We start from the raw sequence: 15,021 nt of genomic DNA on the forward strand, positions 1-15,021 counted from the left end.
GGCCTCGTTGCGGTAGGCGGCCGGAACCTCGTCGGCGCTGCGGGGCAGGTCCCGGATGTGGCCGACCGACGACTCGACGACGTAGTCGGAGCCGAGCAGGCCCGAGATGGTGCGCGCCTTGGCCGGGGACTCGACGATGACGAGGGGCTTGCCCGTACCGGCCTTGGCCGCTGGTGGCGTCATAGGACCTTCATTGTGGTCGGGTTCCGGGGCGCCGGGCGCGCCCCGGTGGCGTCGTGGGGGGTGGCCGCCCGGACGGACGCCGCTTCGTCAACCGCCCACCTTGTCGACGGCGGAGGCGACCCCCCCCGTCGCTGGCGCCGGGAGGGTGTCGGTGTCCGGGCGGTCGGTGGTCCCGGCGTGGCCGGCGAACGGCTTCGACGCGGGCGCCTCGCCGGCGGGCTCGTCCGAACCGATGGTGCCCGACGCACGCTTCGACACGGCGATGGCCACGGCGAGGACGACGAGGGCCACGGCGGCGATGGCGTAGCGGGCGCCGGTGTTGTTCCGCAGCGTGATGATGGCCGGCAGGATCAAGAGCGACACCAGGTTCATGACCTTGATGAGCGGGTTGACGGCCGGGCCGGCGGTGTCCTTGAAGGGGTCGCCGACCGTGTCGCCGATCACGGCCGCCTTGTGGGCCTCGGAGCCCTTGCCACCTTCGTGGCCGTCCTCGATGTACTTCTTGGCGTTGTCCCAGGCGCCGCCGGCGTTGTTGAGGAAGTTGGCCATCAGCTGGCCGGTGAGGATGGTGCCGGCGAGGAAGGCACCCAGGGCGAGGTAGCCGATCGCAAAGCCGACGACCACGGGGGACAGCACCGCGAGCAGGGCAGGCGTGGCCAGTTCCCGTTGTGCGGCGGAGGTGCAGATGTCGATCACCCGGCCGTACTCGGGGCGCTCGGTGCCGTCCATGATCCCGGGGTGCTCACGGAACTGGCGACGGACCTCCTGGACGACCGTGCCGGCGGAGCGGCCGACGGCGCGGATGGCCAGCGACGAGAAGAGGAAGGCGATCGAGCCGCCGATCAGAAGACCGAGGAAGGTCTTGGGATTGGCGACGTTGATGATGCTCTGCGAGACCGAGGTGTACAGAGCGTTGGCCGCGTGGCCGGTCAGGGTGGGGATGCCCTTGACGTTCTCGGAGATGGTCTGGATGTAGCTCGCGAAGAGGGCCACGGCGGCGATGACCGCCGACCCGATGGCGAAGCCCTTCGTGATGGCCTTGGTGGTGTTGCCCACCGCGTCCAGGCTGACCATGATCCGCTCCGGCTCCCCGTGGAACTCACCGCTCATCTCGGCGATGCCTGCCGCGTTGTCGGAGATCGGCCCGAAGGTGTCCTCGGAGACCACGATCCCGGCGTTGGACAGCAGGCCGAGGCCGACGAGTGAGACGAGGTACAGCTCGTACTGGATGTCGCCGTGGCCGAGGGCGATGGCCACCACGATCGCCAGCACGATCGCGATTATGGCCGGGGTGGACGACTCCAGCCCGGTGCTGATCCCGGAGAGAATCGTGGTGGCCGGGCCGGTGCGGGCCGACTCGGCGATGTCCCTGACAGGCGAGGTCTCGGTGGACGTGTAGTACTCGGTGATGCGGCTGGCCACCTGGCCCAGCACGACCCCGGTCGTGACGGCCCAGAAGACCCGGAAGTTGTGGACGTAGAACGCGGAAACGAGCAGCGTCCCGGCGATGGTGAGCACCGCCGACACCACCAGGCCGCGGTTGATCGGAGCCATGGCCGTCTTGTCGCGGCTGGTCGCCCGTACGAGGAGGATCCCGATGATGGATGCCAGGATCCCGATGGCTGGCACGATGAGCGAGAAGACCAGGCCGATCTGCGCCTTCGCCGGCGAGAACGCCGTGTTTGCCAGGATCAGGGTGGCTACCAGGATGACCACGTAGGACTCGAACAGGTCGGCGCCCATACCGGCGCAGTCGCCGACGTTGTCGCCGACGTTGTCAGCGATGGTCGCCGCGTTGCGCGGGTCGTCCTCAGGGATGCCGGCCTCGACCTTGCCGACCAGGTCGGCGCCCACGTCGGCGGCCTTGGTGAAGATGCCGCCGCCGACCCTCATGAACAGGGCGAGGAGCGAGCAGCCGAATCCGAACCCGACCAGGATCGCGGTGGCCGTGTTCTGGGCCACCATGACGATTACCGTGGCGCCGATCAGGCCGAGTCCGACCACGAACAGGCCGGTGATGGCCCCGGTCCGGAAGGCGACCTTGAGGGCTGCCTGCAGGGAGCCGTCCCGCGCGGCGGCCGCGGTGCGGACGTTGCCGCGCACGGCGGTGCTCATGCCGATGTACCCGGCCAACCCGGACAGGGTGGATCCGACCAGGAACGCGACGGCCCGGAAGACGCCGCTCAGGCCGTAGGACAGCACGGTGTGCTTGTGGACGACACCATTGACGGTGACGTTGCGCGTCACCCGGGACGCCGTGAGGAATACCAGGACGGCGAGGGGGAGGACGATGATGCCGATGGCCTTGAACTGCCGTGCCAGGTAGGCTTGGGCGCCCTCCTGAACCGCTTTGGCGATTTCGATCATCGACGGGGTCCCCTGCTCGGCCCGGAGCATGTTCCTCATGAGGAACACGCCGGTCACGATGGCGGCGACTCCGCACGCCAATGCGAAGAAGAGCCACGCCCACTCGGCGTGGTACAGGTGGAACGGCTGATAGCCGCCCTCAGCGGTAAGTCGCATGACTCAGACGGTTTCCTTTCTCCTCTTCTTGTTGTGACTCTTGTTGTTCGACTGGTTGTTGCCCGTGTGGTTGGCGCCGGCTTCGCTGATGCGAACCAGGATCTGGCGGGCCACCCGCTCGCCGATGGTGCGGTCGTGGCCGTCGACAGCGACGACCAGCGGCCCGTCGAAGGGGTGCTTCTCTTTGATCTCGACCTCGACTCCGGGACGCACGCCGAGGCTGTCCAGGAACATCGCGACGTCGGGGTCTGTCGAACCCGGAAGGGCGATGGTGGCCCGCGCCCCGGGCGCGAGGTCGTACAGCGGCGGCAGCGCCGGGATGCTCTCACCACCGGTCTCGGGGATCGCGAACCCGTGCGGGCACGTCGAGGGCCGGTCGAGAGCCGCGTACAGGCGATCCTCGACCTCTTGGGGCAGCTGGTGCTCGAACGTCGGCGCCAGCCGGTCGGCCTCCGACCAGCTGTAGCCGAGCATGTCGGCGAGGAATCGCTCCACGATCCGGTGGCGCCGGACCACAGCCATGGCCCGGCGCCGGCCGCTCTCGGTCAGCTCGACCCCACGGTAAGGGGTGTGCAGCGCGAGGCCGCGGTCGGCAAGCTTCTTGACCGTCGCGGTCATGGTCCCGGGCGAGACCTTCAGGGACGCGGCGAGATCGCCCGTGCGCGCCCCACCATCGGATTGCGGGTCCGATGTGAGCCGCCAGATAGCCTTCAGTGTCTCGCGTTCAGATTTCGTAAGCGCCGCGTCCATGGTTTAGCCGGCGGCGACGGTAGTTTTTTGGCGCGACAAAAGTCAAGGTGGGGCGAAGGTGATCAGGCGGCTTCGCGGTGGCGCTGCCAGATGTCGTTGCACTCGTCGCAGACCGACTCGGGTACCAGGCCGATCCTCATCCCCAAGGCGAACATCCTGCAGGCGAGGCAGAGACCGAACACGGCCTCGAGCCCGGCGGCCCCTATGAGCGCGGCGAGCACCCTCCGTGCGGCCTTGGGGCGCTTGAACCCGTAGTGCAGCGCGAGCGCGCCGGCCGACATGGTGAGACCCATGCCCTGGGCCAGCCGCTTGGGGGGGCCGGGCGAGAACTTGTGCTCCACCTTCAGCCTCGGGGTGACGACCTTGGTGGCAAGCTGCCCCAGAGGGCTGAGTTTGGGCCCGGTCGCGACCCTCGCGGCGAACCCGTAGGCGAGCGGGGCCATCAACCACGGCTGGTCGAGGACGACAGCGCTGGTGGCCATGGCGACCACACCGCCCGCAACGACGCGGGCCGAGGTCTCATTGACGGGGTTCGGGAAAGAGAACAAGCCGGGCATACGCACGGCAAAGGTTACCGGAAAGGTCGGGATTACGGCAACGTCGGCGGCCGCTCTTTTCCCTGAGGGAAGTCACCTCTCCTCGGAGGTCACGACCCGGATGATCTCCGACGTGTGGTCACCGCTCTCCTCCGCCGGGCCGCCGAAGAGGGTCATCCAGACCGACGTCCCGTTGGCGGCCAGCTCGAAACGGACGTCGTCCACCAGGTTGCGGATCAGCGGGATCCCGAGGCCCCGTTCGAAGTTGAGCCGCTCGGGGTCCGTGACAGGCGGGTGCTCGGGCAGCTCATCGGGGTCGAACCCCTTGCCGGAGTCGGCGATGCACAGCTCCATCCGCTCCGGCGCCTCCCAGAAGCGGATGACGACCGGCGCGTCGGTCCCGTTGGCGAGGTTCGCCTCGATCGCGTTCGTGCAGGCCTCGGACACAGCGAGCTTGAGGTCGTCGATGCGGTCCTCGGCGAGATTCCTGCGTGCGGCCGCCAGGGACGACACGACGAGCCGGACGATCGCTATGTATTCGGGGCGTGACGGAAGCGACAGCTCGAGCGACAGGTCCATGGCCATGAGCGGGGGCTACCCCGCGGTCGCCTCCTCTATGGTCGGCGAAAGCTGGAACACAGTGGTCAGGCCCGTGATCTCGAAGACCTTCAGGATGCGGCTCTGGCTGCACACGATCGACAGCTCCCCGTCGTGGCTGCGCAACCTCTTCAGCCCGCCTACCAGTACTCCCAGACCGGTCGAGTCCAAGAAATCGACCCCCTCGAGGTCCACCACGATCTGGCGGTGCCCCTGGCTCACCAGCTCGACGAGCTTCTCACGCAGGCGGGGCGCGCTGTACACATCGATCTCGCCCTTTACGGCGAGGACCGTGTAGGGCGAGCGAGTTTCGTCTACTTCGAGGCCGAGCTCCATGGCTAAGTCCCTTCCCGTCACCTTGACACTCTGTAACACACGACCTTACTGCCCGGGGCGACAGGCGGCGGATTGAGCGTCAGCCGGGCGCTTCGCCGGCGGCGCGCCGGGCCGCAACGCGAATACTCGCAACCCGAAGCTCGCCTCGCACGTACCAGATGTGGACGGCGAGGGCCAGCGCCAGGACGCCGAGGGCCAGCTCGGCGGCGGCATCGATGCTGCCCTTGGTCTTCTGCTGGACAGCGAGGGTGCCGGATGCGAGGGCGCCGTTGAGAGTGGGCTTGTCGTTGTAGGGCAGGGCCCCGGGCGTTCCGGTGGCAGCCCCGCCGGAGTCCTCAGCGTCGGCGAGCGACGGGACGGCGGTCGCCGCCACGCCGCTGGCGGAGTTGAGCTGTGCAGGGCGCATCGTCCCGAGGGGCGGCAGGGGCGGCACAACCGCGTGCCCGGGTGACCCGCCGGTGTAAGCAGTGCCGCCACCGCCGGCGGACGCCGCGGGGGCGGGCACGTAGACCGAGGAAGCCGCCGGCGTGGACGCGACGACATGCGAGGCGGATGCGTCGGCGCCGAACCTGAGAGCCGAGACGGTGTAGCTCCACGTCCCGGTCCCGGGTATGTCATGGAAAGACGGCGGGTTCGCGCACGGCGTGCCCGCGCCCGGACCCGCCCCGTCGGTGCTGCAGGTGTAGACGGGCTGGTTGTCACGGGACACCGCGTAGCCGACCAGATCGGGTTCGGGCCCCGCCTTCCAGTCCAGGTTGACGCCGCCGTTGGATTGTGTCGCGGACACCTGCGTCGGTGCAGCGGGCGCCACGGCGATCTCGGTGAGAGTGGAGTTGTACTGGCTTGAATACGTGCAGGGCGTGCTCGACGACGTGGCACTGCACGCAGTGACCCTGTAGGTGCCGTTGAGCAACCAGTTGGTCCCGTCGAGCGTGTATTCGAGCGAAGACGGCCAGTTCCAGCAGTACGCGGTCGTTCCCGACGGTGCTGGGGCGGGTCCCTGACAAGACGCCGGGCCGCTGGGTCCGTTCGCAACGGTCAGTACGACCTGCTGAGAGTCCGGCGCGGGTGCCGAGGAGGGGCGGCCGACGCCGGGCACCCAGGAGACCTGGACTGCCTGCACGCCGGTCGGGATGTCGACCTGGATCTGGGAGGGGTCGGCGCGGCAGGGAGCGCCCGATGTAGAGGCGCCGCAGGGGAGCGGCGCCGCCTGGAGGGTTGACGACGAGGTGGTGGCGAGCGCGGCTGTCCCTGGCCACGCGAAAGCGGCGCAGGCGAGAAGAACGGGAAACCACCGCCGCCACTTCGTCATGTCGGGTTCGGCTCCGAGCTGACCATGTCCGCCTTGATGACGATCCTGTGCGAGGCGGAGCCCTTCGGGTGGCACGAGGTGAGCGTCAACTCGAACTGTCCCGGTGTGTTGGCCACCACGCTCCAGTCCGTCGGCAGTACCACGAATGGCGCCTGCGCCACCCGGTACACACACGAACCCACGGGAGTCTGCAGGATGATCTTGTCACCCGGTGCCAGCCGGTCCACGTTGGCGAACGGCTTACCGTAGGTGGTGCGGTGGCCGGCGATGCCGACGTCGCCCGCGTCGCAGGGCAGCGGTGTATCGGGATAGTGGCCCGCCCCGGCCCGGAGGGCGTTCTCGTCGATGCCCTGGACGACCACCACGTTCACGCCGAGCTTCGGGATCAGGATCCGGGTGAGGCTTTGGCCCGACCGGAGGGTTCCCGCCAGGTAGGCCTGCCGGACGGCCGGAGTGCCGAGCTCCTTGCTCAGCTTGCCCTGAAGATCGTTGTGGACGAAGTCGGTGTAGACGGGAAAGGCCAGGAACAAGACAGCGACCGCGACAAGAGCGGCGCCCGCGAGGGTAAGCCCACGCCTCGCGTTCTGGCGCTCCGCCAGCCAGTCGAGCACCCTGTCCAACGTCCCAGCTCCTTCTGCTGTCCCCGCGCCAGGCGCGCTTCTACAAAAAGTAGTTCGGCGTCAGCGGGCCTCGACCTTCGCCGCTAGTGTGAGATGTCATGAAGAAGCTTCTCTTGCTCGCGATCCTCGTAGGACTTTCCGCTTTCGCCGCCAGCAAGCTCCGCAACCAGTAGGCGCCGGCGTCAGCCGGCGGCGAGGACACCTTCGAGCCGGGCGACGGCCGCCGCCGCCAGCTGCGCTGCTCCGTCGGAGCGGATGAGCCCCTGAAGAGCGACCTCCCCCTCGGCCCAATCCGAGCTGAGGTCCGGACCGACGAGGCCCAAGGTGCGCAGAACTGACCCGTCCGACACGGGGCTCGCCGTAGCCCGGTGCTGCTGGTAGGCCGCAAACATCCGGGGCAAGGCGAACCTGTAGGCGCCGGCCAGGCGCGCGACCGTCTCCACGGTCTCCCCTACCAGACCCATCGCCGTGGCGGCCGCGGGGCTCGGCGCGCATACGAGCGCGCCGCGATCGACGTCAGCCAGCACCGGCAGGCGCTCCCACCACTGAGTCGCGCGCCAAGCGTGGTGCTGCGAGTGACGGTCGAGCATGAGCTTCACCGCGCCATCCTGCGTGGACGCAACCCAGCCGCCGAGTATCTCGAACATCCTCCGTTCGCTCCAGCAGTGGGCGCCGGCGAGCCTCGCCGACTCATCGAGACTCGTGCTCAACAGTCCGCTGGTCGGGGTGCCAACCCCCTCTGGACGAGCTCGAAGAGCCTCTCGTATACATCGTCCACCGGCCCGAAAGGGAACTCCGGCTTCGAGATCAGAAGCGACACCGTGCCGTGGATCATCATCCACAGCATCTTCGCCATCTCGAGTGGTTCCTCGCCGGATGCGACCTGCTGGGTTGCTATCGCCTGCACGACATCATCCGCCACCGGCACCAGCCCGGCGGTGTCCGCCAGCCGCTCGTCGACGAACCGGTCGGGCGTCTGGTCCGGCCTGCTCATCATGAGGATCCGGTAATGCTCCGGGTTCTCCAGCCCCCACTGCAGGTACGCCCGGCCCCGCCGGCGGATCCGCTCCCAAGGGTCGTCGATCCCCTCGGCGGCGTCGGCCATCACACGCTCGAGTTGCTCCGCGTGGCGCTCGCAGACCGCGAAGACGAGGTCGTTGCGGTCGGTGAAGTGGAGGTAGATGGACGGCGGTGTCACCCCGACCGCGTTGGCGATGGCACGAATCGAGAGCGCTGACTGGTCGTTGGTCTCGATGAGAATGCGTTCCGCCGCAGCGAGGATCTCGTCACGCAGCTGCTCACCCTGCCCTCTGGGAGAACGCGCTCTTCGTTGGGCCACGGCCGGAGCCCCTACCGCGCGCGGGGCGTAAGTCACGCGCGAATCCTAACCCCCGGAGAATCCAAATAACCTGGCAAGGCGCCCTTACCTGTAGCGATTGGTGATGGGCATCCGCCGGTCACGGCCGAAAGCTTTCGGTGTCACGCGCACGCCTGGAGGGTTCTGCCGGCGCTTGTATTCCGCCAGATCCACCAGCCTGACGACCTGCCTGACCACCTCCGGGTCGTGTCCCGCTTCGACGAGCTCAGCCGCGGTCATGTCCCCCTCCACGTAGGCGACGAGGATCGGGTCGAGCACCTCGTACGGCGGGAGGCTCTGGTCGTCGCGCTGGTCGGGGCGCAGCTCCGCAGAGGGAGGCTTGGTGAGGACCGCCGGCGGGATCACGGGGCATTCCCCTGTCGAGTTGCGCCACTCGCAGAGGCGGTACACGAGCGTCTTGGAGACATCCTTGATGACCGCGAACCCGCCGGCGGTGTCTCCGTAAAGAGTGGAGTAACCGACGGCGGTCTCACTCTTGTTGCCCGTCGTGAGGACCATCCAGCCCATCTTGTTCGAGAGGGCCATAAGGATCACCCCACGGATGCGGCTCTGCAGGTTCTCCTCAGTGAGATCGGCAACGCGACCGGCGAAACTCGGCTCCAGGACTTCGAGGAGAGCGGCATGGGCGGGCTCGATCGCGATGGTGCGGAGGTCGATGCCGAGGTTCGCCGCGAGTTCGGCCGCGTCCTTTTCCGAGGCGTCGGAAGAGAAGCGCGACGGCATCGCGACGCCGTGGACATGGGCTGCGCCCAGAGTGTCGGCGGCGATGGTCGCCACGAGCGAGGAGTCGACCCCACCGGAAAGCCCGATCACCACGTCATCGAACCCGTTGTTGGTGACGTAGTCGCGGGTGCCCGTCACCAGCGCCGTGTAGACCTCCTCTTCGAGTTGCAATGGCGCAGCCCTCGGCGCCGGCAACCGTGCCGCTCCCACGTCTGCACCGGGCGACTCGCCGGTGACCTCCACCACCGGGAGCGGATTCGAAACCATGCGGCCGCGCGGGTCGAGAAGACGCTTGCGATACACGGGCCGGACGTTGACGTCCATGATCGCCACCTCCTCCACGAACTGTGGGAGGCAGCCGACAAGCCGTCCCGATGCGTCGAGTACGAGAGAGCCGCCGTCGAACACGAGCTCGTCTTGGCCCCCGACGCAGTTGACGTACACCAGCGCGCAGCTCGCGTCGGCGGCCCGCGTCGCGAGCATCTGCTTCCGTTCTGTGGCACGGCCCATGTAGTAAGGCGAGGCATTGATGTTCACCACGAGCTCCGCTCCGGCGGCCGCCTGCTCCGCGATCGGCCCCGCCGGGCTCCACGCGTCTTCGCAGATGGACACCCCGACCCGCACGCCGGCGATTCCGAACAACTGCGTGACGCCGCTACCCGCTCTGAAGTAACGCTGCTCGTCGAACACCGAGTAGTTCGGTAACAGCTGCTTGTGGTAGATCCCGCGCACCTCACCGCCGGCGCACACCGCGGCCGCGTTGTATAGATCCATCTGCTCGTCGACAAATCCGACGACCGCGGCGCACCGACCGGTGGCCGCCGCCACCTTCGACAGTGCCTCGCTGTTGTCGGACACGAAGCCGGGCTTGAGGAGGAGGTCCTCGGGCGGGTACCCCGTGACGGCGAGCTCGGGGAAGACCGCTATGTCCGCGCCAGCCTTCTCCGCTGTTGCGAGCGCGGCGATGATCTTCTCGGCATTGCCGCCGAGATCACCCACGATCGGGTCGATCTGCGCAAGGGCCAATCGGATTCGGGCCACGCAGGAAGCGTACGCCGGTAGACGACGCGATCGGTGATGGAAGGGCGGCCGGCCCTTGGCGCCGGCGGCTCCCGGGGCGCACACTGGGGCATGGCCGCATCGGCCCGGCCCGAGCCGGACGAGATAGAGCGCAGCGCCGACCCGAGGGGGGCTGCGCTCGTCGTCGAGCGCGTCACCAACGCCAGGGCCGGTGCCGCCGAACGGCTGGAGGTCGACAGAGCGTTGCGCTCGGCTCTGGTCACCGTCGGCGTGGCGAGCCCGTGGCTGGCGCGCGTCTGCGTCGCCGACGACATGGCCCTGGACGTGCTGTCCGACCTGAACACGCGTCTGGCGCTCGATCCTGCTGCGCTGCGTTCCTTGGGGGACGGCGAGCCCGGCACACTGCTCGCGCGCGCCAAGCGCCTGGCGGTGCTCCGCATAGCTGCGCGCGACCTGCTCGGCATCGACGACCTGGAAACGGTCGGCGCGAACCTCGCCGATCTAGCCGGGTCGTTGCTGAGCCTCGCGTGCGTCCTCACCGGCTCGGCGGATCGCGTCTCGGTAATCGGCATGGGAAAGCTCGGCGGCCGGGAACTCAACTACTCGAGCGACGTCGACGTGATGCTCGTGGCTGGATCCGGGAACGAGTTGCCTGAGGTCAGGACGATGCTCGACGCAGCCCGCGAAGCGTGGAGGATCGATCTGGATCTGCGGCCGGAAGGCCGGGTGGGGCCGCTCGTACGCACACTCGACTCGTACGCGGCCTACTGGGACCGCTGGGCACAGACATGGGAGTTCCAGGCTTTGATCAAGGCTCGGGCCGTCGCCGGCAACGGTGCTCTGGGCGAGCGCTTCATCGAAGAGGCGTCGAGCCGGATCTGGGCGCGGCCGTTCGGCGCCGCAGATCTGTCGGATGTACGCAACCTCAAGGAGCGGGCCGAGGCCGCCGTCGTCCGTCGCGGACTGGAGGATCGTGAGCTGAAGCGCGGTCGGGGAGGAATACGCGACATCGAGTTCGCTGTCCAGCTCCTCCAGTTGGTGCACGGGAGGTCCGACCGTTCTTTAAGGTCGCCATCGACCCTTCCGGCGCTGAGGGCACTCGCCGACGGTGGATATGTCGGACGCGATGACGCCGCGGCTCTTCAAGAGGCGTACATCTTTCTCCGGGCGGTCGAGCACAGGCTGCAGCTGCACGAAGACCAGCAGACCCACGTCCTACCGCAGTCCACGGCCGCCAGGCATCGCCTTGCACGGGTGCTCGGCTACCGGGATTCGTCCTCGACCACTGCCAGTGTTGCATTCGACGCCGACCTGCGCAGGCACCAGGCCACGGTCAGAGGGATCCACGAGCGCCTCTTCTTCCGTCCATTGCTCGAGGCGTTCACCGAAGGGGCGGGTCACCGGACCGCCGGCGAGGCAACCGCTACCGAGACGGCCGCCGAATCGGGTGCCGCTGACGGACCCGGGCAGCCGGCAGGACTTCAACCTCACGCCGTCGAGCAACGCCTGGAAGCCTTCGGCTTCGCCGACGCGGCGCGTACGTCCACAGCCGTGCGGGAGCTGACCCGCGGTTTCTCGCGCACGTCGCGGCTCATGCAGCGGATGCTTCCCGTGCTTCTCGACTGGCTGTCGGAGTCGCCCGACCCCGACCTGGGGTTGCTCGGCCTGCGCTCACTGGCGGCTGCGCCGCGCGCGCAAGGTGAGCTGACGGCCCTCTGCCGCGAATCGCCCGAGGCTGCGAGGCAACTCTGCCTGCTGCTGGGCACCGGACCGCGGTTCGCTCGCGGCTTCCAGCACCACCCCGAAGAGCTCACGGCCCTGGCGAACCGGGAGCTGCTCGCGCCGTCGAACCGGGACCAGATGACCTCCCGCCTGCGCAAGAGCATCGCGTGGAGGTCCGGAGAGTCGGCGCTCGAACAGGGTCTTCGGGTGTTCGCCCGCTCCGAGACGCTGCGGATCGCCGCGCGCGACGTGCTCGGAGCCGCCGACGTGGTTGCGACCGGAGAAGCGCTCTCGGACCTGGCGGAAGTCGTCATCTCGGCCGCACTGGAATCCGCGGCGGCAGAAGTCCCGCTGGCTGTCGTCGGGATGGGCCGTCTCGGCGGGCGGGAGCTCTCGTACACGAGCGACCTGGATCTGCTGTTCGTGTACGACTCATCCCGAGGCGGGCTTGTGGATGGGGGTGTGGCGGTAGCGGCGGAGGTCGCCGAGGCCGCAGAAAGAGCGACGGCGTCGGTCGTGAGAGTGATAGCGGGGGCCACACCCGCCAGCGGGATCTACCGCGTGGACACGGCTCTCCGGCCCGAGGGCCGGCAGGGACCGCAGTCCCGCAGCCTGGACGCCTACGGCGCCTACTACCGGCGGTGGGCCGAGCCGTGGGAGAAGCAGGCGCTGCTTCGCGGACGGATCGTCGCCGGCGATCCAGAGGTGGGAGAGCGCTACGCGGAGATAGCGAAGTCATTTGTGTGGGGAAGGCCCTTCGGTGCTGACGAGATACGCGAGATCCGCCGGACGAAGGCCCGGGTCGAACGCGAGCGGGTACCCCCCTCCGAGGATCCGGCGTTCCATCTCAAGCTGGGTCCGGGCGCCCTGGCGGACGTCGAGTGGACGGTGCAGCTGCTGCAACTCCAACACCGGGTGGTCGCGCCCGGGACGATGGAAGCGCTCACGCAGCTCACCAGCGCCGGCGCGGTATCGGTGAGCGACGCGAAGGTTCTATCGGCCGCCTACCGGTTCTGCGAGCAAGCCAGGAACCGCCTGGCCCTCGTCCGGGATCTCCCGGGAGATTCGCTTCCGAGCACCGGTCATGTCCTCGGCGTCCTCGCTCGCAGCCTCGGCAGAACTCCGACCGGGTTGCGCGACGAGTACCGAAGGCACACACGTCGTGCCAGGAGAGTGGTGGAGCGCCTGTTCTACGGCGGCGCGCCGGCGAGCTGACCACGTGTAAGTCAGCCGGCGGAACCTGTTAGATCCTCGCCCGTTTCTTCAGCGAAGTCGGGACCCGGTGGTCGAACGTCCACGCCGGAGGCTGCCGGGTCGGGCCTGGGCGTACCCGTGCGGACCGGGGGTGCGCCGCGACCGGCGGTAATCGGCGCCAGGACGTTGCGGGCCGAGGCGATGGGAGCGGCAACCCCCGGCTCGGATTGCTGCGAGGCGGCAGCCGCTCGTCGGGCGAGACCGGGTTCGATCGGAGCCGGCTGAGTGGACCGCGGCTGTGGCGCCAGCGCCGACACCGGGGTCGCCGCCGGGGCCATCACCGTATCGGGCCCCTGGGGCTCGTCGAGCGGGATCGCGGACAACTCCTGCGCGAATTGGGTCGCCGTGGCAGGGCGCCCTGCGGGGTCCTTCGTGAGGCCTTTCGCGATGAGGTTTGCCAAGGGGAGAGGTACTCCGGCAACGCGCAGCGGGGGCGCCGGCTCGCCAACGATGCGAAGCAGCAGCGACGCCGGCGCCTCCCCGTCGAACGCCTCGAAAGGAGGGCGGCCGGCGAGAAGCTCGTACATGGTCGAACACAAGCTGTAGACGTCCGCCGCGGGCGACGGCGCTCCGCCACCGAACACCTCTGGCGCAGTGTGAGCGCTCACGGGATCATCCGCGCTGCGCGTCGCGAGCTCGAGCCGGGCAAGCCCGAATCCGCCGACTACGACTTCACCCGAACGCGCCAGCAAGATCTTCGAAGGCCGCACGTCCCGGTGAACCAGCCCCTCTCTCGCCGCCGCGTCGAGGCCGGAAGCGACCCGGCTTGCGACCCTGGCAACTTCAACCGCTGCGAGGGGACCGTCACGACGAAGACGGTCGCCGTAGGACTCGCGGCAAAGCTCCGTGACAATCGTCGCCGATCCGTCGTTGCGACGTAAGAACCGGAGGATAGTGGCCACGTTCGGATGGTCATTGATGGCCTCGAGAGCGGAGATCTCGGATTCGAGCTCGTCGAAGAGATACGACTGCACGGCGCCAACGAGGATGACGCGCATCGCGACCCACTGCGAAGTCTCGATATCGAACGCGCGGTAGAGAGTCCACAAGCGGCTCGAGCGAAGGACCGTCAGGTCGGTGTAGCCGCGCAGGACACGTCGGCGCCTGCCCGTCACCATCGCGAGCCCGTCACCCTCGCGAGCCCCGGTGCCGCCCGAGAGCGACAGCCATCCGTACACGCTGGCGACGGTCAAGCGCGCGGTACACGTCGCGCCCCAGCTCGCGCTGACTGTTCCAGGCGGCGAGCGCGGTGTCCAAGTCCGGCGGATCGAGGACCGAGCACATCGCGCGGTCGGCAGTGCTGCCCACCTTGCTGACGCGCTCGGGGATGCCGGCACCGAAGTACCGTCCGGCCTCGATGGCGATCTCCGAGCTCGTCGACCCGTCAGGGATGGCCATCCCCGCCCGGGTGAGGGCGTCGAGCAGTTCGAGCCAGGCTCCTCCGGCGAGCAACGCCGGGTCGTTCGAGAACCGCCTCCTGCTCCTGCGGCGCCTGGTCGCCACCACGGCTCCGAGCCCTACCAGAAGGACAACGAGGACGCCCAGAACGGCAATGGTGGTGACCGCCCACGCTGGCAGCCCGCTCTGGGCGTGACGCCGGATCTTCACGGGCTTGGCAACGGCGTGACCTCCGAGGGCCTGGTTGCGCGGAACCGCGTTGGCCGTGGGAGCCGGCAATGTCGTCGGTGTCGCTTGAACCTGCTCGGGCGGTGGCGAGGACAGACCGGTCGTCCCCGTCGGTGTCGGGTCGGCAACGACCCAGCCCATACCGGATACGGGCACTTCGACCCACGTCCACGCCTCGCTGTCGGAAACCGTGTAGGAGCCGGGGGGCAGGATCCCCGTGCCCGGCTGCAAGCGGAACCCGGTGGCCAATCGTGCGGGCACACCGAGATAGCGGGCCACGAGAGCGAAGAAGGTGGCGAACTGCTCCGGCGTCGCGCTGCGGTTCACCGTGACAGCGTTGATCACCTGTGACAACGACGTACCTCCCGACCCGCCACCCCCAGCAGTCGACCCCAGCGTGGGATCCAGCCGCCTCTCGTCGTGCCGGAGGGCCAGCAGTGC

General features: G+C 68.6%; 14 protein-coding genes. 1 reads left to right on the plus strand and 13 read right to left on the minus strand.

Annotation, left to right across the window (positions count from 1 at the left end):
• From VNF71_04410 to VNF71_04460, 11 genes are all read right to left on the minus strand, one after another.
• Positions 1-183: toprim domain-containing protein (locus VNF71_04410; protein ID HVA73788.1), on the minus strand; the 183-nt coding region annotated here is incomplete at its 3' end.
• A gap of 87 nt (positions 184-270) precedes the next feature.
• Positions 271-2,706 carry a sodium-translocating pyrophosphatase gene (locus VNF71_04415; protein HVA73789.1) on the minus strand — a complete coding sequence of 812 codons (2,436 nt, stop codon included), beginning with the start codon at positions 2,704-2,706 and terminating at the stop codon, positions 271-273.
• Between the two features lie 3 nt (positions 2,707-2,709).
• Positions 2,710-3,456, minus strand: a complete 747-nt coding sequence (locus tag VNF71_04420) for a metal-dependent transcriptional regulator (GenBank protein HVA73790.1) — start codon at positions 3,454-3,456, stop codon at positions 2,710-2,712.
• A gap of 62 nt (positions 3,457-3,518) precedes the next feature.
• Entirely contained in the window at positions 3,519-4,013 is a 495-nt protein-coding gene (locus VNF71_04425; protein HVA73791.1) for a DUF4395 domain-containing protein, read from the minus strand.
• A gap of 72 nt (positions 4,014-4,085) precedes the next feature.
• Positions 4,086-4,577: an ATP-binding protein gene (locus tag VNF71_04430; GenBank protein ID HVA73792.1), complete on the minus strand. Its 492-nt coding sequence runs from the start codon at positions 4,575-4,577 to the stop codon at positions 4,086-4,088.
• Between the two features lie 9 nt (positions 4,578-4,586).
• Complete coding sequence (locus VNF71_04435; protein ID HVA73793.1) at positions 4,587-4,946, minus strand: STAS domain-containing protein; 360 nt, start codon at positions 4,944-4,946, stop codon at positions 4,587-4,589.
• Between the two features lie 58 nt (positions 4,947-5,004).
• Positions 5,005-6,237 (minus strand): hypothetical protein, encoded by a 1,233-nt coding sequence (locus VNF71_04440; protein ID HVA73794.1) that lies wholly within the window; start codon positions 6,235-6,237, stop codon positions 5,005-5,007.
• Positions 6,234-6,848, minus strand: coding sequence for a class E sortase (locus tag VNF71_04445; GenBank protein ID HVA73795.1), 615 nt, complete (start codon positions 6,846-6,848; stop codon positions 6,234-6,236). The genes VNF71_04440 and VNF71_04445 overlap by 4 nt, the downstream gene beginning before the upstream one ends.
• 191 nt (positions 6,849-7,039) lie before the next feature.
• Positions 7,040-7,567 (minus strand): hypothetical protein, encoded by a 528-nt coding sequence (locus VNF71_04450; GenBank protein HVA73796.1) that lies wholly within the window; start codon positions 7,565-7,567, stop codon positions 7,040-7,042.
• Entirely contained in the window at positions 7,564-8,232 is a 669-nt protein-coding gene (locus VNF71_04455; GenBank protein ID HVA73797.1) for a TetR/AcrR family transcriptional regulator, read from the minus strand. Before VNF71_04455 ends, VNF71_04450 begins: the two co-directional genes overlap by 4 nt.
• 48 nt (positions 8,233-8,280) lie before the next feature.
• Entirely contained in the window at positions 8,281-9,999 is a 1,719-nt protein-coding gene (locus VNF71_04460) for an NAD+ synthase (GenBank protein ID HVA73798.1), read from the minus strand.
• Positions 10,000-10,089: 90 nt separating this feature from the next.
• On the opposite strand from VNF71_04460, the gene VNF71_04465 reads away from it, so the two are divergent.
• Positions 10,090-12,915: a bifunctional [glutamine synthetase] adenylyltransferase/[glutamine synthetase]-adenylyl-L-tyrosine phosphorylase gene (locus VNF71_04465; GenBank protein HVA73799.1), complete on the plus strand. Its 2,826-nt coding sequence runs from the start codon at positions 10,090-10,092 to the stop codon at positions 12,913-12,915.
• Between the two features lie 11 nt (positions 12,916-12,926).
• On the opposite strand, the gene VNF71_04470 is transcribed toward VNF71_04465, so the two are convergent.
• Entirely contained in the window at positions 12,927-14,147 is a 1,221-nt protein-coding gene (locus VNF71_04470) for a protein kinase (protein HVA73800.1), read from the minus strand.
• A partial coding sequence (locus VNF71_04475) for a transglutaminase domain-containing protein (GenBank protein ID HVA73801.1) occupies positions 14,083-15,021 on the minus strand: 939 nt, incomplete at its 5' end. The genes VNF71_04470 and VNF71_04475, both read right to left, overlap by 65 nt.

This window comes from Acidimicrobiales bacterium (genome assembly GCA_035533095.1).
Taxonomy (GTDB): Bacteria; Actinomycetota; Acidimicrobiia; order Acidimicrobiales; family Palsa-688; genus DATLUM01.

Excerpts from the sequence above, each read along its gene's own strand:
- VNF71_04430 (HVA73792.1), bottom strand. The coding sequence starts at position 4,577 with ATGGCCATGGACCTGTCGCTCGAGCTGTCGCTTCCGTCACGCCCCGAA.
- VNF71_04420 (HVA73790.1), bottom strand. The coding sequence starts at position 3,456 with ATGGACGCGGCGCTTACGAAATCTGAACGCGAGACACTGAAGGCTATC.
- VNF71_04440 (HVA73794.1), bottom strand. The coding sequence starts at position 6,237 with ATGACGAAGTGGCGGCGGTGGTTTCCCGTTCTTCTCGCCTGCGCCGCT.
- VNF71_04415 (HVA73789.1), bottom strand. The coding sequence starts at position 2,706 with ATGCGACTTACCGCTGAGGGCGGCTATCAGCCGTTCCACCTGTACCAC.
- VNF71_04465 (HVA73799.1), top strand. The coding sequence starts at position 10,090 with ATGGCCGCATCGGCCCGGCCCGAGCCGGACGAGATAGAGCGCAGCGCC.
- VNF71_04425 (HVA73791.1), bottom strand. The coding sequence starts at position 4,013 with ATGCCCGGCTTGTTCTCTTTCCCGAACCCCGTCAATGAGACCTCGGCC.